Origin of the sequence: Pseudoalteromonas sp. 1CM17D, assembly GCF_023161805.1 — a bacterium.
In the GTDB taxonomy this organism is placed as follows: domain Bacteria; phylum Pseudomonadota; class Gammaproteobacteria; order Enterobacterales; family Alteromonadaceae; genus Pseudoalteromonas; species Pseudoalteromonas atlantica.
The window spans coordinates 1-21,660 of the sequence record NZ_JALNTP010000001.1; the positions used below are offsets into that span (position 1 = coordinate 1).

A 21,660-nucleotide genomic window follows, 5' to 3' on the forward strand; every position below is an offset into this window, starting at 1 on the left:
GAGCTGGATTCGAACCAGCGAAGGCTGAGCCGTCAGATTTACAGTCTGATCCCTTTGGCCGCTCGGGAACCCCTCCAATGCAACGGCGCTGATAATAGCAAACTGCGTATTTAAGTAAAGAAAAAAGCTAAAGAAATTTGAAATAAAGCCGATAAATATCTATCAGTTATCATAATCGGCTAAAGACTATGCAAATCGATGATTTGTTAATCACAGAGAGTCAACTAAAGACCAGGCTAAATAAAAGTGTGCATGAAAATCGCAGAGGCGAATTCTCACTTTTATTAGCGATGTTATCGCACGATGCGCTGGATTTTAGTCAATTTCACTTGCCAAAAAGTGAAACGCATAGTGCTTATGTAGACGAAGAACAGTTAAGGGAGCGCTTTGGTGCTGGACCAAAGCAATTATTAGCTCCCGAAAAATTTGATATGACCATAGGGCAAGAGCACGCGTCGGTGATTGTTCAACAAGGCGAGCAAGCAGGCATGAAAGCAATAAAATTAAGCCACTGCTTAAACCCTGAGCCACTAGCGATTAGAGATGACAAGTTACATATTCCTTTAACAGTAATCGATAATTGTGAACTATCAGTACGCAGGCGCTTAAATGACACGCACACCGCGCTTGCAAGTCCACAAATGGACGCCGCGGCATTTTATGACGATTTAACTAATGAGGCTATACATAAGCCACTGCTTGTTGCTAACGCATAAAAATAATTTAACACTTGTGCGTTTTAAAAGCCTAAAACACCTTATATTTAATAATCGGTTATGCAATAAAATAGAACAATTCTTTTTTTGTTTAAAAAAAGCATCCACAAATTAAATGCAATTGCTATAATGGCTGCAAATGGTATGACTTGAGTGCCATTATCATTAAATCAAGGTAATTAGGAACGTAATGAAGAAAACATTCACGCTAAATCATGAGAAAATCAAATACCCTCGTATGGTTGATGCTGCAAAGCATGAAGTGAAAAAATATTTGAAAAGAGAGCGCAATAAAACGCTACCTGTTGAAGCTGATTACTGGGCGTTTGACTGTAAGTTTGGCACAAGTGCCGATGATGCCGAAGTTGTTCACGTAGCTGAAATTAACAACAAGATCAGCGAAACCGAAAAGCAGGCGCTTACTTCATTCTATGTTGAGATTTTAGCTAGACCTGCGCAGCGTGAATCGTTCGATCTAGATGATGATGAATAACCAATAGCAATATTGTAGAAAATGGACCTAGATGGTCCATTTTTTGTTTATGGCAGTTATTAACATGTTTAGTGGTATAGAGTAGCGCTTAAATAAAAAGCTATTTTTATGCTAAGTGTTTAGCTTATTTTATACACTGTGACACTTTTTATATTTTTTACCGCTTGCACATGGGCAGGGGTCGTTTCTGGCAACTTTTATATCGGCGACCGGATTAATAATACCCTCTAAATAACGCCATTCACCGTCCTCTTTTATAAAGTCTGATTTCTCATCCAACTCACAATATAAGTTTTGGTAAAAATAATACGCGTTAAAGGCAACATAACCTCGCTCATCACTTTGCTGCGTATCGCGCACAACTAATTTCACAAAGCGGCAGCTATTGGCAAAGTCAGCAATTTCATTTACTGGGTTTTGTGCTTGTTTTTCTTTGGCGTAAGTTTTAAATACATAAGATGCATTTTTTAATGCATAAGCACTAAAGCGCGAACGCATTAGTTGCTCAGGTGTTGCTGGGGTTTTTATATCAAGATGATAAGGCTGGCAACAGTCACCATAATTAAGCTGACTGTTGCATAAGCAAGCGCTAGTACTGGTTACACTCATAAAATACTAATTAACATAAATTAAAAATGCATTTTACCAAGCTTATTGAGTAAGTGATATTGCTGTAGTGCTGGTTTTTTTAGTAAAGCAAAATAGCTTAGCGCTTCTTTTGCCTAAATTAAGCGATAAATTAACAAGCTGCTGCTCACTTACTATATCTGTCCACGTAATAATGGCTGCAAAGTTTCCATTATGAAGTGCTGAATTAAGCACATACTCTAAATTTACTAAATGCTTTTGTCTTATTACAAGCAGTTTGCTGGTATCTATAGAGCAGCTATCTAGCAAGGCTTTACTAGGCACATGGTCGGGCGCAATCAGTAAGGTCCACGCGTTAGAGCTATTGTATTGGTGCAACACTTTTAGCATTTCAAACGTAGCAGAAATTTCATCTTCTACTTTTATTAAGTTTACCGACTCACTTTCATTATGTTGTTGGTAGCTTTTAACGGTTCTTACGGTAATTGGCTGTAGCATAGGTCTCACTCACTGGGTTTATATACAGTACATGTATACAGTAGTTTATACAGTTGTTGTGTGCAAGCGTTTTTTGTTATTTTTTATACAGTTAATGGTTCTAAAAAATAAATAATAAAAATAACCATTTAAAAACAGTAGGTTACAATTCAAGCTGTGTAAGTGAAAGCTGAGGGTGTTTGCAGTACTGTATAAAGTGTAGCAGCGCTATACAGTACTTAATGGATGGCTATTCAGTTATTTTAGTGTGTTTTACAGTGCTTAGCTGTTAGCTATACAGTAGTTAGTCATTTTTTGGGATTAAGTGGGCAAACTGAATTTGGTGGATTTGCTCATACAAACTGGCTGCATAGCACTGAGCGTCTTTAAGACGTTTGGTGTCGATATATTTTCTTAAATCATCTAAAGCAGCGGTTGCTGGTTCGTAGCCTTGGCTGCTGGCTAAACTTAACCATGCTGCTGCGTGAAATACACTTTTTGGTACGCCTTGGCCTTTGACAAAAAATAACCCTAAATAAAACTGGGCGCGATGATTTCCGGCCATTGAGGCAAGGCGCATCCACTTAGCTGCCAACGGTGCTTGGTTATGCTTTAAATAATACAGTGCTTTATTAAGTGTTGTTTGCTCACTTACATCACTATTGTTTTCAGCGCTGTGGTTTGTAGGCTGTGTTACAAAATCTAAAATATTGTTTAATTGCTGCTCTAAGTCTTGTCCGCTAGGCTGAGTCTTATTCATATATTTTCTTTTTTATAGTTTCTACGCCAACAGTTTAGTATATCGCAAGGTAAAATGTCCTGTTTATACTTAATTTTATGGTAAAATCACGTCACTTTTTACTATCACAAGTCTATTATGCTCGAAGCTCTATTTAAACTCCGCGAAAATAACTCCAATGTGCGACGCGAAAGCATTGCTGGAATCACTACTTTCATTACTATGGTTTACATTGTATTTGTAAACCCTGCAATGCTTGCGGAAGCAGGCATGGATCAAGGTGCTGCATTTGTTGCTACCTGTATTGCGGCTGCTATTGGCTGTTTTATTATGGGATTGTGGGCTAATTACCCTTTAGCACTTGCGCCGGGCATGGGTTTAAACGCATTTTTTACTTACGGTGTTGTACTGGGCATGGGTTATAGCTGGCAAGCTGCATTAGGTGCGGTATTTATGTCTGGTTGTATATTTTTAATATTAAGTTTGTTTAAGGTCAGAGAGTGGATAATTAATGCTATTCCTTTGGTCTTAAAGCAGGCTATTGCCACTGGTATTGGTGCGTTTTTAGCGTTAATTGCGCTTAAAAATGCAGGCATTATTGTTTCAAGCCCAGCTACATTAGTACAGCTTGGCGATATTACTTCGGCAGGTCCTTTATTAGCTATTTTAAGCTTTTTTGTCATTGCTGCTTTGCTTTATCGTGATATAAAAAGCGGCGTACTTATTAGCATTTTGCTAGTAACGGGCATTGCGTTAAGCCTCGACTTAGTTGAGTACCACGGCGTAATGTCAATGCCACCGTCTATTTTACCTACCTTCATGCAACTTGATTTTGCAGCGGCCTTTGAGCTTTCTATGCTGAGTGTAATTTTTGCGTTTTTGTTTGTTGATTTATTTGATACATCAGGCACGTTAGTTGCGGTAACTCAAAAAGCAGGCTTAGCCGATGAAAAAGGCAATATGCCACGTTTAGGGCGTGCTTTAAGTGCAGATAGTACAGCTACTATTGCGGGTGCAATGTTAGGTACTTCTACCACTACTTCTTATATTGAGTCTGTAGCCGGTGTATCGGTTGGTGGGCGTACTGGCTTAACAGCTGTTGTTGTGGGTATATGCTTTTTACTAATGATGTTTTTTGCGCCGCTTGCGCAAATGGTGCCGGCTTATGCAACAGCGGGTGCTATTTTATACGTTGCGGTATTAATGCTGCAAAACCTTAAGTTTGTAAACTGGGATGACATGAGCGATGCAATTCCGGTAAGTGTGGTACTACTTATGACGCCGCTTACATTCTCTATTGCGCATGGTATTGCTCTTGGTTTTATATCGTATACTGCGGTTAAAGTACTGTGTGGTAAACGCGATCAGGTTAGTATTAGCGTGTGGATTTTAACAGCGTTATTTATTATCAAGTTTGCATTTTTATCGTAATAGCTAATACCCATTCTTTTAGCTAAGAGCCTTAGTTTGAGGGTGGGTAAACATTTATTATTTAGTGGCTATCGCTCATTGCCACTGCATTGTTATACCTTGCGTATCTATGTTGTGGTAAATAAGCGTTTATAACGTGGTGAGCGCTAGGTAGTGCCTTAAAATACGCTAGTATTTACCCATTGCTAAAAACAGCTTAACAGATACAAAAAAGCCCATACATTATGTATGGGCTTTCTTTTGGGTATTTAAAATTACCATTTCTTTTTAGGTGCAAATAATACGTCTAAGTCATCTTGCTCTGCTTCTGCTTTTTTCTTCAAGGCAGTGGCATTTGATGCTTTTAGTTCGGTGCTTATTTCTTCTAAATAGGCTTCAACTTCTTGGCGTTTTGCGTTTACGTATTCATCAGAATAGGTAACGGCACTAAGTGTGGCATAGGCTTTTTCAAAATATTGCCTAGCAGAGCCCACCATGCTCGCTGAGCGAGCAGATAAACCGCGTTTAATTTGGCTTTCTATATTAATTCTAAGCTGTAACTTTTCTAGGCGCTTATCTTCTGCTGCAAATACTTGGCTATCTACACGGCCTTTACTGTGCTCAGAGCGCATAATAACTCTAAGCTTTTTTATGCCCTGAATTAACGAGACTAACTGCTTATCGTTACTTGGTAACGATAAATTGTCGCTGCTATTACCTTGAACTGCACCACTTAGCTTTTCTTTAGCTTCGTTCATTCTGCTTTTTAATGCTTTAGAATTAGGTGAATGGTTCACCATAGCGTTTAGTGCTTCGTAACATCTACGTTGTAAAACGCGTATAATGTTTTCAGAAAGCGGAATATTAGCGCTATTCATAAGTGCTTCTTCGGTTTCTTCAATTATCGCTTTTTGTTTTGTTAATTCTTTGCGACGTTCAACTTCTTGCTTTTCTTTATGCTGCTGTACAGCGCTTACCCATAGTGCAATCACTATCAGTGCCACTATAAGCACAATTATAATCGAAACGATCATGGCTTAATTCTCGGATTCATAATCTATTTTTTTATATTACATCAAATATATGCTTTGAGGGTAGCTTTGCGCTGATTAACTTAAAAATATGTTAAAAATTAGATATAAGAATAATGTATTATAAGTTGAACCTGAATAAACATCGCTATCTGCAGCGGGTTTATTATGCTAGCCTTAATGCTTAAATAATGAAAATATACGTGCTTACTTTGCCAAGTTTTAACTAAATTAAACTTGGTTTTGCTTAGTATTACCATCATATAAGCTTAATAATAACGTTAAAAACTGCAACCATGAAATTACAACAACTTAGATACATCGTAGAAGTTCAAAACCATAAGCTAAACGTATCAGCAACTGCTGAGAGTTTATTTACCTCACAGCCTGGTATATCTAAACAAGTGCGCATGCTTGAAGATGAGCTAGGTGTACAAATTTTTGGCCGCAGTGGTAAGCATTTAACGCATGTTACAGGTGCCGGCGAAGAAATAATTAACATTTCTCGCGAAATTTTATCTAAAGTCGAAGGTATAAAAGCGGTTGCTAATGAGCACACGCTGCCTGATCAAGGTAAACTAAATATAGCCACTACACATACGCAAGCACGTTATGCTCTGCCAAGTGTTATTCAGGGCTTTATGAAAAAATACCCAGCTGTTTCGCTGCATATGCATCAAGGTACACCACAACAGATTTCTGATGCGGCAGCGCGCGGTGACGCAGACTTTGCCATTGCAACTGAAGCACTTCATTTATACTCAGATTTAGTTATGCTGCCTTGCTATCATTGGAACCGCAGCATTGTGGTAGCAAAAGATCATCCACTAGCACAAAAGGCCGACAATTTAACCGTTGCTGATATAGCGCAGTATCCGCTTATTACGTATGTATTTGGGTTTACTGGTCGCTCTGAGCTTGATAAAGCATTTAATGCGCACGGCCTTGAGCCGCACATTGTGTTTACTGCAACCGATGCCGATGTAATTAAAACTTATGTAAGGTTAGGACTAGGTGTAGGTGTAGTCGCCTCAATGGCCGTTGATCAATTAAGTGACACAGATTTAGTGTGTATTGATGCCAGCCATTTATTTGAAGCTAGCACAACTAAAATTGGCTTTAGAAAGGGCAGTTTTTTACGTACTTATATGTATGACTTTATTGAGCGTTTTGCCCCGCATTTAACTAAAGAGCGAGTAGAGCGAGCAAGCTTATTACGTAATCAAGAAGATGTTGATGCGTTATTTGCCGACATAGAACTGCCAGTAAAATAGTAAGACTTTAATTATATAAATACTAAAAAGCCGCGTATTGCTAAAATACGCGGTTTTTTGTTTTTATACGCTTAACATTCAATAATGTTTACCGCTAATCCACCGCGAGCGGTTTCTTTATATTTGGTTTTCATGTCGTTACCGGTATCGAGCATGGTTTTAATCACTTTATCAAGCGACACCTTTTGCTCGCCACTGCCACGTATTGCTAGGCGAGAGGCATTAATTGCTTTAATGGCGCCCATGGCATTGCGCTCAATACACGGTACTTGTACCAATCCGCCTACAGGGTCGCAAGTTAGGCCTAAATTATGTTCCATGCCTATTTCGGCGGCGTTTTCAACATGTACTACATTACCACCAACAATTTCGGTGAGTGCGCCAGCGGCCATTGAACAGGCAACACCTACTTCACCTTGGCAGCCTACTTCTGCGCCCGAAATAGAGGCATTTTTTTTGTATAAAATACCAATCGCCGCTGCGGTTAATAAATAGCGTGTGGCTATGTCGCGGTCTACTTCTTTAATAAATGTGTGGTAGTACATTAAAACGGCCGGCAATATACCCGCAGCACCATTTGTTGGCGCCGTGACTACGCGCCCACCTGCGGCATTTTCTTCATTTACAGCCAAGGCGAATAAATCCACCCAATCCATTGCTCTGAGTGGGTCATTACTCACTTCTACATTTAGCTTTAAATACAAACTAGGTGCACGGCGTTTAACTTTTAAACCACCTGGTAAAATTCCCTCGGTGCGCATTCCACGTTCAATACAGGCTTTCATTACTTGCCAAATATTAAACAACTCGTCTTTAATATCGTCTTCTTTGCGCAGCGTTTTTTCGTTATGCATCATTAAAGTAGATACACTAAAGCCGGATTCTTTACACAGCTCTAGTAAATCTTTTGCACTTTCGAACGGGTAAGGAGCCGGGTTTTGCTCGCGAATATCAAGGGCTGCTTGTTTTTCGTTTTCAAATTCTTCATCGGTAACAATAAAGCCGCCGCCAATAGAGTAGTACACTTTGCTATATACTTTTTCGCCATTATTTGAGGCAATAATTTCCATGGCATTAGAGTGCTTAGGTAAGGTTTTACGGCGATGAAAAACAATAGCCCCTTGCTTAGGAAAATTCGCTTTATGGGTTTGGTTGAGGTATATCACTTGCTCTTTTTCAATGGTGGCAAGGATATCGTCAACTAAATCGGCATCTATTGTTTCTGGGTCGTAGCCGGCAAGCCCTAATATAACGGCTTTACCAGAGCCATGGCCTACGCCGGTTTGACCCAGTGAGCCATAAAGCTCTACCTTTATATCGGTAACAGAGGTTAAAAGTTGTTGCTCTTGTAGGTCATTAACAAATAAGCGCGAGGCACGCATTGGGCCAACGGTATGTGACGACGATGGGCCAATACCAATGCTAAACATATCAAATGCACTGATCATACTATGGGTCTCTACTTTATTTACTCAGCCCGAAAGCTGTTCTTTGAACGGTCGAGTATCATAACGTTAATTCTATATTATGTAACTATTTGGTAGTAAGTTTTACACTGGTAGGGCAAGCTGTTTTGTAAAGTTTTTTATAATGCTAGCCGTTGCTCCCCACAGTAATCCGTGCGGTGTACTAAACCCTTGCAAGGTGATGGTTTTGCCAAAACGTTGAAAAGGAATAGGCTGCCAATTGGCCTCGTTTGAAAGCTGGGTAAGCGACAGTAAAAAGCTAGCTTGCACTTCATTGTAATCGTTCTCCCATACTGTGTGTTCATCAAGTAAACCCACAAATGGGCTAATGCTAAAGCCAGTTAGGGTAGAGTATTGTGGCAGCTGCCCGAGCACTTTAACATTACTTGGCGCTATATTAAGCTCTTCGTGTAGTTCTCGAAGCGCTGTGGTGCGCAGGTGTTTATCGCTTTGCTCAAATTTACCGCCGGGTAAACAAATTTCCCCAGGGTGATGATGTAAATAAGTAGGGCGTTTGCACAATAAAATATGCGCGTGGTTATCAACATCAATAATAGGCAGCATAACCGCACTGGCACGCTTTTTACGGGTATCTTTTATTTGATTTGGCGCAGCAGTAGGGCTTAGCTGAAACCGCGCCATAATATGTTCACTATTCAAAGCGTTCTACTGTTTTAATAAAGGAAGTATTTTATTCACTTTATCGTATGTTTCTTGGTATTCCAATTCGACTTTAGAATCAGCGACAATACCACCACCGGCCCAGCAATAAATGTGTTCGTTATGACAAACCAATGTACGGATTGTAATACTGGTGTCCATATTACCGCAGGCGCTTAAATAACCTATAGAGCCACAGTAAATACTTCGCCTATGAGGCTCTAGCTCTTCAATTATCTCCATAGCTCTAATCTTAGGCGCGCCAGTGATTGACCCTCCGGGGAATGCTGCTTCAAGTTGATCAACACACGTTTTGCTTTCATCTAGCTCTGCCGTTACGGTACTCACTAAGTGATGCACTGCCGGAAAGCTCTCAATAGCAAAAAGTGAGGGCACCTTTACAGAGCCAGGTTTTGCAACTTTACCTAAATCGTTACGCAGTAAATCAACAATCATTACGTTCTCTGCGCGGTCTTTGGTTGAGTTTTCAAGGGCTCTGGCTTGCTGTTGATCTGCGATTGCATCTGCCATGCGTGGCAAAGTGCCTTTGATAGGTTTTGTTTCAACTATATTGTCGTGAACTGCAATAAAGCGCTCTGGCGATATTGATAAAATGGCGCCACGTGGGTGATTAATAAAGCTAGAAAATGGCGCTTTGTTAGCCTCACGCAATACTTTGTAGGCTTGGAAAGGGTCGCCTTTAAAACCGGCACTAAAGCGCTGTGCTAGGTTGATTTGATAGCAATCACCACTTTTTAAATAATCTTGTATTTGCGCAAATTTGTCAGCGTATTCATGTTCACTCATATTTGAGTGCCAATTGCTGGTGAGCGAAAACTGTGCAGGCGCTACATCGGTTGCTAAATATTGCTGGTAAAGCGCTAAACGATTCACTTCAGGTTGAGAAACGTAAAACCAGCTTTGCTGGTGTTTATCAAATATCAGCGCATCTAAATAAAGGCCAATGGCCATTTGTGGCAACGCTATATCGTGTTTTGCCGTGCGTGGCATGTACTCAATAATACGCCCTAAATCGTAACCAAAATAACCAAGCCAGCCGCCATTAAAAGGCAGGTAATTAGCGGCTTTTTGCGCGCTAAGTTTACTTAGTTCATCGTTCATTATTGTAAAGGGGCTACGCGAGTCAAGCTGTTGATTAAATACGCTTTGATTGTTGTTTACTTCTAAAATAGCGTGAGGCTCTATCGCAATAATATCAAAGCGACTATTTATGTGCTCGCTATTGGCTGAGTCTAGTAATACGGCATAGGGTAAATGCGCAAAATGCGCGAAAACATCAATGCAGTTTTGTGTTATGGCTAATTTTACACAATTTTTTTCATTGTTTAGCATTTACTGCCCCTTTAAGAACTGGCTCGAAACGGGCTGGGAGGGTATCATAAGTCAAATTTTTTTGGCAGCGTTTAGTATCAAATCTACGTTGTAATTAAAACAGTGCAAACCACCGTCACCGGTTTGGTATAGATTACGCTTAAGCGTAACGCTAACTTAAGGAACCACTATGAGTACAATCCGTCAGCAAGACTTTATTGATAGCATTGAAGATGCGTTGCAATATATCTCTTTTTATCATCCCCTTGATTTTGTTCAAGCGCTAGAAAAAGCCTACAACAAAGAACAAAGTAAGGCTGCAAAAGATGCAATCGCGCAAATTTTAATTAACTCGCGTATGTCGGCTGAAGGCAAGCGTCCATTGTGTCAAGACACGGGTATTATTACCTGTTTTGTAAAAGTAGGGATGGATGTTAAGTGGGATAAAACAGATTTAACCGTACAACAAATGGTTGATGAAGGCACACGTCGCGCATATTTAAATCCAGATAACCCACTACGCGCTTCTATTGTAGCTGACCCTGCTGGCACACGTAAAAACACTAAAGATAATACCCCTTCAGTTGTACACATCGATTTAGTGGCGGGTGGCGAAGTAGAAGTAATGGTTGCAGCGAAAGGCGGCGGCTCAGAGAACAAAAGTAAAATGGTTATGCTAAACCCATCTGACGATGTGGCTGCATGGGTAGAAAAAACGCTACCAACAATGGGCGCTGGCTGGTGCCCGCCAGGCATGCTAGGTATAGGTATTGGTGGAACCGCCGAAAAAGCAGCGGTAATGGCAAAAGAGTCGTTAATGGACCCGGTTGATATTCATGAATTAATGGAGCGCGGTGCAGAGACAACGGAAGAAAAACTGCGTTTAGAAATTTTTGAACGTGCTAACAAGCTAGGTATTGGCGCGCAAGGTTTAGGTGGTTTAACAACGGTTGTTGATATTAAAGTAAAAACAGCGCCTACGCATGCGGCATCAAAACCTGTTGTGATGATCCCTAACTGTGCAGCTACGCGCCACGTACACTTTACACTAGACGGCTCAGGCCCTGCAGATTTAAAAGCACCTAAACTAGAAGACTGGCCAGAAGTGACGTTTGAAGTAGGTGAAGGAACTCGCCGTGTTAATTTAGATACGTTAACTAAAGAAGACACCCGCGAGTGGAAAATGGGAGAAACTGTTTTACTCTCAGGCACTATTTTAACAGGCCGTGATGCTGCTCATAAACGCTTACAAGATATGATCAATTCAGGTGAAGGTTTACCTGAGGGCGTTGATTTTGATAATAAGTTTATTTATTACGTTGGCCCAGTTGATGCTGTAGGTGATGAAGCTGTAGGCCCTGCAGGCCCTACAACTGCAACACGTATGGATAAATTTACCGATATGATGCTAGAAAAAACCGGCATTGTAGGCATGATAGGTAAAGCTGAGCGTGGTCCTGCTACAGTTGAGTCGATTAAAGAGCATAAATCGGTTTATTTAATGGCTGTAGGTGGTGCGGCATACTTAGTATCTAAAGCAATTAAAAAAGCACGCGTGGTTGCCTTTGAAGATTTAGGTATGGAAGCAATCTACGAATTTGAAGTAGAAGATATGCCAGTTACGGTTGCCGTAGACAGCGAAGGTGCTAACGCACACACGCAAGGCCCTGCAATTTGGAAAGCTAAAATTGAAGAGCTAGACGGTAAGCTTAAATAAAGGTTTACGTAATTTAATAAAAAAGCGAGCTTAGGCTCGCTTTTTTGTATTTGTTTTATGAAATATTAAAAAAGCGCAAATTGCCCCTTCAAATAAACACCTCAGACCAGTTGTGGTAAATCTGCTTTTTTCTTCATAAACCTATACACTGTGCGCCTTTGCTGGGAAGGGAGCTGTGTAATACAAGGTTTACACTTGGCATTACCTTTACGTTCACGTAAATGTGAAGGCGCTTTTTAACGGTGTTGTTAGCTTTAAACTTAATTTATATGCCTTTTGTTGAATTTTATATCCATTTTTTATTGCTATTTAGATTTATTAATTCACAATGCTCGCTTTTTTCGGGTTTAACTTCTCATTATGTGGCACCCTTAAAAATGAAGTGGTAAAGTTTCGTCAATTTCCAGCGCTCATCCCTCTCACGGGTAAACTATTTTGGAGTAATTACAGTGGCTGTGTTTAATCAAGCTGAATTTGATAACCACGAACAAGTGGTTTTTTGTTCTGACGAAGCGTCAGGTTTAAAAGCAATTATTGCCGTACATAATACTAACCTTGGCCCTGCTGTTGGTGGTTGTAGAATGTGGGACTATGCCAACGATGAAGATGCCGTTTACGATGTTTTACGTCTCTCAAAAGGGATGACCTATAAAAATGCGGTTGCTCGCCTACCGTTTGGTGGTGGTAAATCGGTTATTATTGGCAATGCAAAAGAGATTAAATCAGAGCAGTTATTTCGAGCTTTTGGTCGTCAATTAGAGCGATTGAATGGCCGTTACTACTCTGCCGAAGATGTAAACATTACATGTGATGACGTTGCATTAATGAATAAAGAAACGAATTATGTGTTGGGCTTGGAAGGGAAAAGCGGTAACCCGTCACCTTTTACAGCTTACGGTACGTTTTTAGGAATTAAAGCGGCATTACAGCACCAACGCGGACATCAAGATTTTGCGGGCATTAAAGTGGCTGTACAAGGTTTAGGTGCAGTCGCCTATGGTTTATGTAAGCATTTAGCCCAAGCTGGTGCAAAATTATTTGTAACAGATATCAATCAAGATGCTGTAGAGCGTGTAGTAAATGACTTTGGCGCTACGGCGGTGGGTATTGATGAAATTTACGACCTTGATGTTGATGTATACGCACCTTGTGCATTAGGTGCCACCATTAATGATGAAACCATTGCACGTATTAAGGCAACCATTATTGCTGGGTGTGCTAATAATCAGCTAGCGCAGTCTCGTCACGGTGAAGTACTTCGTGAAAAAGGTATATTGTATGCACCCGATTACGTTATTAACGCTGGTGGCATTATTAATGTGTATTACGAAACTGCACCACAAGGCTACAGTGAGGCGGCGTCTAATAAACATGTTGAAGGTATTTTTGATACCTTAACCGAAATATTCACCCGTAGTGAAAAAGAGCAAAAATCAACGCATTTGATTGCCGATGAGTTAGCGCAAGAGATAATTCAAAACGGCCTGTAAATTTACCCCGTTTATTTAAACTAAGGCGTACAGTGGTACGCCTTTTTTGTTTATACTCTATGGCGTGGTAATTTTTTGTGGCCAAGACCCTTAAGGCAATGCGGCCTAATCGTTAACGACAAGTTTATGGATATTATGACTGATACAAACGCCTTAATGGAGCCCATCGACCTTGATACATGGCCTCGCCAACAACACTTCGAATTATTTAAAAACTTTACCCAGCCATATTTTAATGTGTGCGTAACACTTAACGCCAAGCCTTTATTTGAATATTGTAAACAAAATAAACTGTCTTTTTTTCAAGCATATGTGCATGCCACATTAAAAGCTTGCCACGCTTATAACCCGATTATGCTAAGAATTATTAATGACCGTCCATGGCGCTTAAAGCAAGTAAGAGCCAGTGTGGTCGAGCTTGCTAGCGATGATTCGTTTATATTTAGTTACTTTAATTATTCGCCTTGCCTCGAAGAATTTGCTCAGCACGCCACAGCTATAAGCGCCAATGCTAAATCTCAACCGTTATTTTCTCAGGCGTTTAATCAAACCGAAGGGCAGGCCGATTTGATACATATATCGGTTTTACCTTGGCTTAATTTTAGTAGTTTTTCGCATGCCTTTAGTGAAGGAAAAAGTTTAGGTATTCCTAAATTTGTGTTTGGTCATTACGATAAAACCACGGGCCTGATGCCGTTTTCGATTGATGTGCATCATTCGCTAATGGACGGTTTACACGTCGCAGCGTTTATAAACGTATTACAAAACAATATTGACGACTTTTGTAAAGATTAATTGAATTTAGTTAATGCAATGTATTTATTTGCTATGGTAGTATTTTTAGTTAGATAGGCGATATAAGTTAATTTGTAACGATTAGCTGATACGTTTACGACATTAAGTTTTAGCGACTTATTTAAGGTGCTTTTTAGCACGTATTATTAGTTGTTTACGCTATTGTTTAGTTTTAATTAACGCGCTTTTAGCGCTTAAACAAACCCTAGTGTATTCACCCAATGCGTATAGGGATTTTAACGCTTTGTTGGAGCGCACAATTTTGGTGTGCTCAGTGCCAAGTAAATTCTTTCCTACTCCTTTTAAATAACGATAAAACGCTTACACACAAGTAAAAGAATAACTAAGGCAGTTGATGATGAGACAATTAAGCATTATATGTTCTTTTTTCGTCATGTTTTTATGTGAAGCCCAAGAGCAAACCCGTTTACCGTTAAGTGATTATTTTTCTGAAACATGGAATACCCGCTCTGGATTGCCACACAACAGTATTAATAGCGTTACGCAAACCCAAGATGGCTACTTATGGGTTGCTACATGGGAAGGTTTGGCACGTTTTAATGGCCAAGAGTTTACAATATTAACCCGTGCTCATATTAATAACTTACCCGACTCGGGTTTAAGGGCACTCACTCCCACAAATAGTGGTGGGTTATACATAGCGGGGTCGCGCGGAGGAATTAGCTTATATCAACATAGGCAGTGGGATACCAAGCGATCAGCATCAACCATGGTTAATCATTTAATTGAAAGTGCTGATCAAAGCCTATGGTTAGCTCTTGAAAACGACGGCGTGTTTTATCGTGAACATAACAGCGATACCGACCTTGCAATTATTAAAAATGTGAGTGCTTATCGGGTTATAGAAGATCACGATGGGGTTATTTGGGCAGCAACCAGTGCAGGCCTTTATAAAATACACAACAAAATACCGACCTTGATGACACCACACTTTGGTTTACCAAATGCACCTGTCTATAACTTATTAATTACCCGTGGTGGCTCGCTTATTGTGGGAAGCGAAAAAGGCGCGTGGATCAAAACCAAGGCGCAGTTTCAGCCAATACATGAAAAGCTTAGCAATGAATCTATTTCCAGCTTACTAGAAGATAACCATGGAGACTTATGGTTTGGCACAATTAATAAAGGGGTGTTTAGGTTATCGCCTGATGGCGTAGAGCAGTTAGATGCCAATAACGGATTACCCGCCAACCGTATTTTATCTTTGTTACAAGATAGAGAAAACAGTATTTGGATTGGCACAAACGCCGGATTGTTTCGCCTGCGTGAGTCGCCGTTTTCATCGTGGACCCAAAAAAGAGGTTTAGCAGGGGATTATACCCGCACAGTGCTTTCTCACTCCGATGGCAGTTTATGGGTGGGGGGAAGCTCTGGCTTAAATATAATAAAAAATAATCGCGCTACCTTGGTTTCAGGCTCTAAACAAAGCAGTCCTTATTCTGTGCTCAGTTTACACGAAGCACCCGATGGTAGTGTGTGGGCAGGTACGTATACCTCAGGTGTTTTAAAAATAGTTAATAATACCTTTGCGCCGTTTATTAATCGTAGCACTGGCCTTGGGAGTAACGAAGTAAGGGCTTTATTATTTGATTCTAAAAACCGTTTGTGGATAGGCTCTGCTATGGGGCTTACGCGTATCAATGAAGATGGCAGCTTAAATCAATTTACAAATAAAAAAGACTTACCAAGTGGGTTTGTACTTGCACTTAGTGAAGATAACGCGGGCAATATTTGGGTAGGTACCGGCAATGGGGTGGTGGTATTTGATATTGTTAGTGAGCAATTTACAACGGTTGAATTCCCCCGTGAGTTTTCTGCGCAATATGCGTTTGGGTTTCATATTGATGATACCTATACTTGGATGGCCACAGATAGAGGCTTAGTACGCTATGAGCTAACAAGCGGAAAAATGGCCATGCTTGGCTTAGAGCAAGGTTTACCTATCGATAAACTATTTCAAGTGGTGCCGCACAATGGCTCATTTTGGCTCTCGAGCAACCGCGGAATTATTCAAATCGATAAAAATCATATACAGCAAATCCTCGACGCTCCCGCGAGCGCTAAAGCACCCGTGCTCAACTATCAACTGTATGATGAAGGCGATGGTATGTTAAGTGCACAGGCTAATGGAGGTTCAACCCCTTCGGCTGTAACGCATAACGATGGGAGTATTTGGTTTGCAACCGCAAAGGGGGTGAGTACCGTAAAACCAGCGCGCTTACAAGCATCAACGCAAATTGCGCTGCCGACCATTATTGAAAATATTTTTGTAGATGGTAAGCCTATTGCGCTTCCGCTTGAAGGGGAGTCGGTATTTTTGCCTCCGGGGGTTTCTCGTTTATCGTTTCATTATGCAGGGCTGAGCTTTATTATGCCGCAGCGATTAAATTTTCAAACCCAATTAAAGGGCTTTAACGATAAATGGGTTAATCGCCAACATATGACCGGTGCTGAGTACACTAACTTACCGCCTGGGGAATATACCTTTATGGTACGAGCAAGTTACCCTAACGCACAGTGGCAAGATAATCAGCAAGCTGTAAATATTGTAATTCAGTCTTTTTTTTGGCAAAAACCGCAATTTAAGTTTGCAGTATTTGTATTATTTTTAATGGTTATTTTTGCTATATACAAATACCGTCTATACCACTACAAAAAAATAGAAATCGAGCTGACTAATCGCGTAGAAAAGCAAACCCAAGACCTACAAACGCAAGCCAATGCGTTTGCATACCAAGCAACGCACGACCAACTTACCGACATGCCTAACAGGCGTGCTTTTGATAGCTGGCTTGCCCATAACTTTGCCACTTACAAACAGCAAAACCGGCCGCTAGCCATAGCTATACTGGATATTGATCACTTTAAGCGGATTAACGATAACTGGTCGCATATTATTGGTGACAAAGTGATTTGTACTATTGCAGAGCTGCTTAAAAATGGCTGCCAAGAAAACCAGCATATAGCACGGTGGGGCGGTGAAGAGTTTACAATAGTTTTTGCAGATAAAACCGCCAGCGAAGCAAAAATCATATGCGAAGCACTGCGCGAGAGCATTGCACAGCATGACTTTTCGGCCATTGGTGAGGGATTAAGTGTAACAGCCAGTTTTGGCTTGTCTGACTCAACCAACGTCGGTGATTACGACCGCCTTTTATCGCGGGCAGATCAAGCATTATACAAAGCTAAAAATAGCGGACGAAATTGCACAGAAATTATCTGATTGAAAATGAGTGCATGCGCACATATTAATAAGAGACTAACTTATTTTGGATGTCCCCATGATAAACGGGCTACTCATTTTTGCTTTGGCTATTTTTGTTGTAATTTATTGGCGCTGGCAGGCACTACAAAACTGGCTTTGGAATAAAAAATATAAAAACGCGGTTTTAAACTCTCAACAAAAAGAAATACTCCTTCGTTGCATGCCTATCTATAAAAAGATGACGGATAACGACAGAGCCAAGCTTGAGCGCCACATAATATGGTTTTTAAATGAAAAGCGCTTTTTAGGCCGAGACGGACTAAAGCTAACCCCCGCCATGAAGCTGATAGTTGCTGCCGATGCCTGTGTGTTAGTGCTAAATAAACCTTGGCCACTTTATAAAAACGTGAAAGAAATTTTACTCTACCCCAGTGCGTATTATGCGCCGCAATCTACACGAGATAGTGCTGGGCTGGTTAGTTACCACAACGCGGTACGCTTAGGTGAGTCGTGGCCTGGTGGCACGTTAGTGCTAAGTTGGCACGATGTACTTGAAGGCAACCGTTTACCAAGCGATGGCCATAATTTAGTGTTTCATGAATTTGCCCACCAGTTAGACCAAGAAACCGGAAAAACCACTGGCACTCCATTATTAAAAAACCCCAATGCTTATAAAGAGTGGGCCCGAGTGTTTAGCCGTGCCTTTGTGCAGTTAAAAAGTCATGTTGCTTATAACATGCCTCACGTTATTCATAGTTATGGGGCCACCAACGAGGCTGAGTTTTTTGCAGTACTCACAGAGACCTTTTTAGAAAAGCCGGCGCAGCTTAGGCAGCACGACCCTGAAATTTATAGAATGCTGGTGGATTACTACCAATTTGACTCCATAGTTTGGCATTAATTTTTGGTACTTGGTCTGATAACGCTGGCAAGTTAGCGCTGTTTTTGTTGCAATCGTGTTAGAGAGTTTAACTGCAATAATAACAAGCGAGAAATGCATGAAAAAAATGCTTCACACTGCACTGGCTTTATCAGTCGCCCTTGCAATAGGTCAGCCGCACGCAAACGAAGAGCAAGAAAAGTGGCAGGTAGACTCACCAAAAGGTGAGTTTGTAGATGCAACCATTAGCACAGAGCAAGGCACATGGATGAACATTGATGTTAGTCCTGATGGCAACACGCTGGTGTTTGACTTACTTGGCGACATTTACACTATGCCTATAAGCGGAGGTGAAGCAACTAAACTCACCTCAGATATTGCTTGGCAAATGCAGCCTCGCTTTAGCCCCGATGGTAAACACATTGCGTTTACCTCAGATCAAGGCGGTGGTGATAATATTTGGGTAATGGACGTTGATGGTAGCAATCAACACGCTGTGACTAACGAAACCTTTAGACTTTTAAACAGCCCCGCATGGAGCCCTGATGGCGATTACCTTGTCGCACGCAAACACTTTACCGCTAGTCGCTCACTAGGGGCTGGAGAAGTGTGGCTTTATCACAAAGCGGGTGGTAAAGGTGTTCAGCTTACTAAACGTGAGAACGACCAAAAAGACTTAGGTGAGCCAATGTTCTCACCAGATGGCCGCTATGTTTATTTTTCTCATGACGCGACGCCAGGTAAAACTTTTCACTACTCTAAAGATTCTGTTGCCGGTATTTATAAAATTAAGCGCTACGATAGAGAAACAGGCGAAATAGAAACCATAATACAAGGCATGGGCGGTGCGATAAGACCCACACCTTCACCTGATGGTAAAAAGCTTGCCTATATAAGACGTGATGACTTTCAAACAAGCTTGTACTTATACGACCTAACCAGTGGCGAGCACACCAAGCTTTATGACAAGCTTGAACGCGATATGCAAGAAACTTGGGCTATTCATGGTGTGTATCCGACCATTGCGTGGACCCCAGATAACGAAGAGCTGGTGTTTTGGGCTTCCGGTTCGATACATAAAATTGCTGTTGATGATAAAGCTGTTGCGCGTGTTCCCTTTAAAGTAAACACCAGTAAAAAAATACAAACCGCGGTACGCTTTACTCAAAATTTAGATACCGATGAGTTTGATGTAAAAATGTTGCGCAACGTGCAGGTTAGCCCCGATGGTGAAACTGCGATTTTTGAAGCATTAGGTTATATTTATAAACGCGATTTAGACTCTGGTAAAATTAAGCGCTTAACCAAACAAACTGATCATTATGAGCTGTTCCCGCAGTACTCCCGCGATGGTAAAAAGATTGTTTACACCACCTGGAGTGATACTAAGCAAGGTACTGTTCGCGTTGTCTCTGCTCGTAGCGGGCGCGGCGAGGCGATAACTCGCGAGCCGGGTAAATACGTTGAGCCTACTTTTAGTCCTGACGGCAAAACAATCGTTTATCGTAAAGCCACCGGCGGAAGTATTTTAAATCCTAAGTGGTCACTTAACCCAGGTATTTATAAAGTAAGTGCAAAAGGGGGGGAGAGCGAGCTTATTTCTAAAAGTGGGTATCAACCTCAGTTTGGTAGCGCCAATGATCGTGTATTTATCATGAGCCCTTGGCCTAAGCCTACCCTAAGTGTTGTGGAGCTTGAAACTAAAAACGTTCGTAAGCTTTACGAATCAGAGCATGCGACTGAATTTCGAGTCTCACCAGATGGTAAATACTTAGCGTTTGCTGAGCGCTTTAAAGTATTTGTTACCCCGCTGGTAGAAAGCGGCTCACCTATCACAATAAGCCCTAAAGATAACCAGTTTCCTATTGAGCAGTTGTCTGTGCGTGCGGGTGAAAATATAAGTTGGAGTGCTCAAAGTAACACTCTCTACTGGAGCTTAGGGCCCGAGCTATACCATGCAAGCCTTGATGGTATGTTTGCTATTGATAAAGCCGATGATGCCGACTTTAAAGTAAAAAGCGGTGAGAATATTAGCTTTAGTAAAAAAATGGCTGCACCAAAGGGCATGATTGCGCTAAAGGGCGCCAACATTATTACCATGAAGGGTGAGCAAGTCATTGAAAATGGTGTCATCATCACAGACGGTAAACGCATAAAAGCAATGGGTACTGCTGATGAGGTAACGATCCCCAAAGGGGCTGAAATTATCGATGTAGCAGGTAAAACAATTATGCCAGGGATTGTTGATGCGCATGCCCATGGCTCACAAGCCAGCGATGAAATTATTCCTCAGCAAAACTGGAAAAACTATGCTGGTTTAGCGTTAGGTGTCACAACAATTCATGATCCATCAAACGATACCTCTGAAATATTTACCGCCAGTGAAATGCAAAAAGCCGGCATGATTGTCGGGCCACGTATTTTTTCTACCGGCACCATTTTATATGGAGCAAATATGCCTGGTTACACCTCGCATATTGATTCGCTAGATGATGCTAAATTTCATTTAGAGCGTCTTAAAAAGGTTGGGGCGTTTAGTGTTAAATCGTATAACCAGCCACGCCGTGAGCAGCGCCAACAAGTTATTGAAGCAGGGCGTGAGCTTGAGATGATGGTTGTGCCAGAGGGCGGCTCACTGCTACAACATAACTTAAGTATGGTTGTTGATGGGCATACGGGAATTGAACACTCAATTCCGGTTGAGCATATTTACGATGATATAAAACAATTATGGTCGCAAAGTGATGTTGGTTATACCCCAACGCTTGTTGTCGCCTATGGCGGAATTTGGGGAGAAAATTACTGGTACGATAAAACGGACGTGTGGAATCACCCGCGTTTAAGTAAGTTTGTGCCTAAAAATCAGCTGTTGCCACGTGCTATGCGCCGAGTAAAAGCGCCCGATCATCACTATAACCACTTTAATAACGCTCGCGTTGCTAAAGAGCTGCAAGATTTAGGCGTACTGGTAAATTTAGGTGCTCACGGACAACGCGAGGGTTTAGGTGCACATTGGGAAATGTGGATGTTTGCACAAGGCGGTATGAGTTCACTTGAAGCAATTAGAGCCTCTACGCTTGACCCTGCTAAATACTTGGGGCTTGATAAAAATATAGGCTCGCTAGAAGTAGGTAAGCTTGCCGATTTAATTGTTATTGATGGCGATCCGCTGAAAAATATTCGCGATTCAGATAAAGTCGATTACACCATGATCAATGGGCGCTTATTTGATGCAAGCACAATGAACGAAGTGGGTAAAAAGCAGCGAAAACCACTTTATTTTGAAAAGCTATAATTGTAATACACGTTTAAAAAGCGGCTATTAGCCGCTTTTTTTTAGCTAAAAATAAATTATTTAATAAAGCG

General features: G+C 41.1%; 17 protein-coding genes. 10 read left to right on the forward strand and 7 right to left on the reverse strand.

The annotated features are described in order from the left end of the window. The first annotated feature begins 188 nt into the window (after positions 1–188). Positions 189–716, forward strand: a complete 528-nt coding sequence (locus tag MSC25_RS00005; RefSeq protein WP_029774253.1) for a VC2046/SO_2500 family protein — start codon at positions 189–191, stop codon at positions 714–716. A gap of 190 nt (positions 717–906) precedes the next feature. Continuing rightward, positions 907–1,209 carry a DUF6172 family protein gene (locus MSC25_RS00010; protein WP_248441934.1) on the forward strand — a complete coding sequence of 101 codons (303 nt, stop codon included), beginning with the start codon at positions 907–909 and terminating at the stop codon, positions 1,207–1,209. Positions 1,210–1,338: 129 nt separating this feature from the next. Here the strand turns inward: MSC25_RS00010 and MSC25_RS00015 are convergent, their stop codons facing one another. The 3 genes from MSC25_RS00015 to MSC25_RS00025 all read right to left on the reverse strand — a co-directional run bounded on the left by MSC25_RS00015 (position 1,339) and on the right by MSC25_RS00025 (position 3,034). Further along, the gene (locus tag MSC25_RS00015) at positions 1,339–1,818 is read right to left on the reverse strand and encodes a YchJ family metal-binding protein (RefSeq protein ID WP_029774254.1); all 480 of its coding nucleotides are present in this window, start codon (positions 1,816–1,818) and stop codon (positions 1,339–1,341) included. 42 nt (positions 1,819–1,860) lie between these two features. After that, positions 1,861–2,295, reverse strand: a complete 435-nt coding sequence (locus MSC25_RS00020; RefSeq protein WP_248441935.1) for a SulA-like leucine-rich domain-containing protein — start codon at positions 2,293–2,295, stop codon at positions 1,861–1,863. A 283-nt stretch (positions 2,296–2,578) separates the two neighbouring features. Then, complete coding sequence (locus MSC25_RS00025; RefSeq protein ID WP_248441936.1) at positions 2,579–3,034, reverse strand: sel1 repeat family protein; 456 nt, start codon at positions 3,032–3,034, stop codon at positions 2,579–2,581. 117 nt (positions 3,035–3,151) lie between these two features. On the opposite strand from MSC25_RS00025, the gene MSC25_RS00030 reads away from it, so the two are divergent. Continuing rightward, positions 3,152–4,444: an NCS2 family permease gene (locus tag MSC25_RS00030; protein ID WP_004589400.1), complete on the forward strand. Its 1,293-nt coding sequence runs from the start codon at positions 3,152–3,154 to the stop codon at positions 4,442–4,444. 254 nt (positions 4,445–4,698) lie between these two features. Here the strand turns inward: MSC25_RS00030 and MSC25_RS00035 are convergent, their stop codons facing one another. Continuing rightward, the gene (locus tag MSC25_RS00035; RefSeq protein WP_064386676.1) at positions 4,699–5,457 is read right to left on the reverse strand and encodes a hypothetical protein; all 759 of its coding nucleotides are present in this window, start codon (positions 5,455–5,457) and stop codon (positions 4,699–4,701) included. Between the two features lie 293 nt (positions 5,458–5,750). Here MSC25_RS00035 and cysB point away from each other — a divergent pair, with 293 nt between their 5' ends. Next, positions 5,751–6,728, forward strand: coding sequence for an HTH-type transcriptional regulator CysB (cysB, locus tag MSC25_RS00040; protein ID WP_024032357.1), 978 nt, complete (start codon positions 5,751–5,753; stop codon positions 6,726–6,728). A gap of 71 nt (positions 6,729–6,799) precedes the next feature. Here the strand turns inward: cysB and MSC25_RS00045 are convergent, their stop codons facing one another. The 3 genes from MSC25_RS00045 to pabB all read right to left on the reverse strand — a co-directional run bounded on the left by MSC25_RS00045 (position 6,800) and on the right by pabB (position 10,207). After that, positions 6,800–8,176, reverse strand: coding sequence for an L-serine ammonia-lyase (locus MSC25_RS00045; protein ID WP_004589403.1), 1,377 nt, complete (start codon positions 8,174–8,176; stop codon positions 6,800–6,802). A gap of 102 nt (positions 8,177–8,278) precedes the next feature. Next, the gene (locus MSC25_RS00050) at positions 8,279–8,854 is read right to left on the reverse strand and encodes a CoA pyrophosphatase (RefSeq protein ID WP_039972509.1); all 576 of its coding nucleotides are present in this window, start codon (positions 8,852–8,854) and stop codon (positions 8,279–8,281) included. A gap of 6 nt (positions 8,855–8,860) precedes the next feature. Then, positions 8,861–10,207 (reverse strand): aminodeoxychorismate synthase component I, encoded by a 1,347-nt coding sequence (gene pabB / locus MSC25_RS00055; RefSeq protein WP_248441937.1) that lies wholly within the window; start codon positions 10,205–10,207, stop codon positions 8,861–8,863. Positions 10,208–10,376: 169 nt separating this feature from the next. On the opposite strand from pabB, the gene MSC25_RS00060 reads away from it, so the two are divergent. The 6 genes from MSC25_RS00060 to MSC25_RS00085 all read left to right on the forward strand — a co-directional run bounded on the left by MSC25_RS00060 (position 10,377) and on the right by MSC25_RS00085 (position 21,589). Beyond that, positions 10,377–11,903, forward strand: a complete 1,527-nt coding sequence (locus MSC25_RS00060) for a fumarate hydratase (RefSeq protein ID WP_004589406.1) — start codon at positions 10,377–10,379, stop codon at positions 11,901–11,903. Between the two features lie 449 nt (positions 11,904–12,352). Next, on the forward strand, positions 12,353–13,393 hold the full coding sequence (locus MSC25_RS00065; RefSeq protein WP_024033350.1) for a Glu/Leu/Phe/Val dehydrogenase: 1,041 nt from the start codon (positions 12,353–12,355) through the stop codon (positions 13,391–13,393). Positions 13,394–13,549: 156 nt separating this feature from the next. Beyond that, a complete protein-coding gene (locus MSC25_RS00070) occupies positions 13,550–14,188 on the forward strand; it encodes a chloramphenicol acetyltransferase (RefSeq protein WP_128581605.1) in 639 nt (212 codons plus the stop codon). Between the two features lie 355 nt (positions 14,189–14,543). After that, positions 14,544–17,432 carry a two-component regulator propeller domain-containing protein gene (locus MSC25_RS00075; RefSeq protein ID WP_348983523.1) on the forward strand — a complete coding sequence of 963 codons (2,889 nt, stop codon included), beginning with the start codon at positions 14,544–14,546 and terminating at the stop codon, positions 17,430–17,432. Between the two features lie 58 nt (positions 17,433–17,490). After that, a complete protein-coding gene (locus MSC25_RS00080) occupies positions 17,491–18,315 on the forward strand; it encodes a M90 family metallopeptidase (RefSeq protein ID WP_248441938.1) in 825 nt (274 codons plus the stop codon). Between the two features lie 97 nt (positions 18,316–18,412). Further along, positions 18,413–21,589 (forward strand): amidohydrolase family protein, encoded by a 3,177-nt coding sequence (locus MSC25_RS00085; RefSeq protein ID WP_248441939.1) that lies wholly within the window; start codon positions 18,413–18,415, stop codon positions 21,587–21,589. The last annotated feature ends 71 nt before the right edge of the window (positions 21,590–21,660 follow it).

Bases quoted from the DNA above. Each gene is read 5' to 3' on its own strand.
- MSC25_RS00005 (WP_029774253.1), top strand. From the start codon at position 189: ATGCAAATCGATGATTTGTTAATCACAGAGAGTCAACTAAAGACCAGG.
- MSC25_RS00010 (WP_248441934.1), top strand. From the start codon at position 907: ATGAAGAAAACATTCACGCTAAATCATGAGAAAATCAAATACCCTCGT.
- MSC25_RS00015 (WP_029774254.1), bottom strand. From the start codon at position 1,818: ATGAGTGTAACCAGTACTAGCGCTTGCTTATGCAACAGTCAGCTTAAT.
- MSC25_RS00020 (WP_248441935.1), bottom strand. From the start codon at position 2,295: ATGCTACAGCCAATTACCGTAAGAACCGTTAAAAGCTACCAACAACAT.
- MSC25_RS00025 (WP_248441936.1), bottom strand. From the start codon at position 3,034: ATGAATAAGACTCAGCCTAGCGGACAAGACTTAGAGCAGCAATTAAAC.
- MSC25_RS00030 (WP_004589400.1), top strand. From the start codon at position 3,152: ATGCTCGAAGCTCTATTTAAACTCCGCGAAAATAACTCCAATGTGCGA.
- MSC25_RS00035 (WP_064386676.1), bottom strand. From the start codon at position 5,457: ATGATCGTTTCGATTATAATTGTGCTTATAGTGGCACTGATAGTGATT.
- cysB (WP_024032357.1), top strand. From the start codon at position 5,751: ATGAAATTACAACAACTTAGATACATCGTAGAAGTTCAAAACCATAAG.
- MSC25_RS00045 (WP_004589403.1), bottom strand. From the start codon at position 8,176: ATGATCAGTGCATTTGATATGTTTAGCATTGGTATTGGCCCATCGTCG.
- pabB (WP_248441937.1), bottom strand. From the start codon at position 10,207: ATGCTAAACAATGAAAAAAATTGTGTAAAATTAGCCATAACACAAAAC.
- MSC25_RS00060 (WP_004589406.1), top strand. From the start codon at position 10,377: ATGAGTACAATCCGTCAGCAAGACTTTATTGATAGCATTGAAGATGCG.
- MSC25_RS00070 (WP_128581605.1), top strand. From the start codon at position 13,550: ATGGAGCCCATCGACCTTGATACATGGCCTCGCCAACAACACTTCGAA.
- MSC25_RS00075 (WP_348983523.1), top strand. From the start codon at position 14,544: ATGATGAGACAATTAAGCATTATATGTTCTTTTTTCGTCATGTTTTTA.
- MSC25_RS00080 (WP_248441938.1), top strand. From the start codon at position 17,491: ATGATAAACGGGCTACTCATTTTTGCTTTGGCTATTTTTGTTGTAATT.
- MSC25_RS00085 (WP_248441939.1), top strand. From the start codon at position 18,413: ATGAAAAAAATGCTTCACACTGCACTGGCTTTATCAGTCGCCCTTGCA.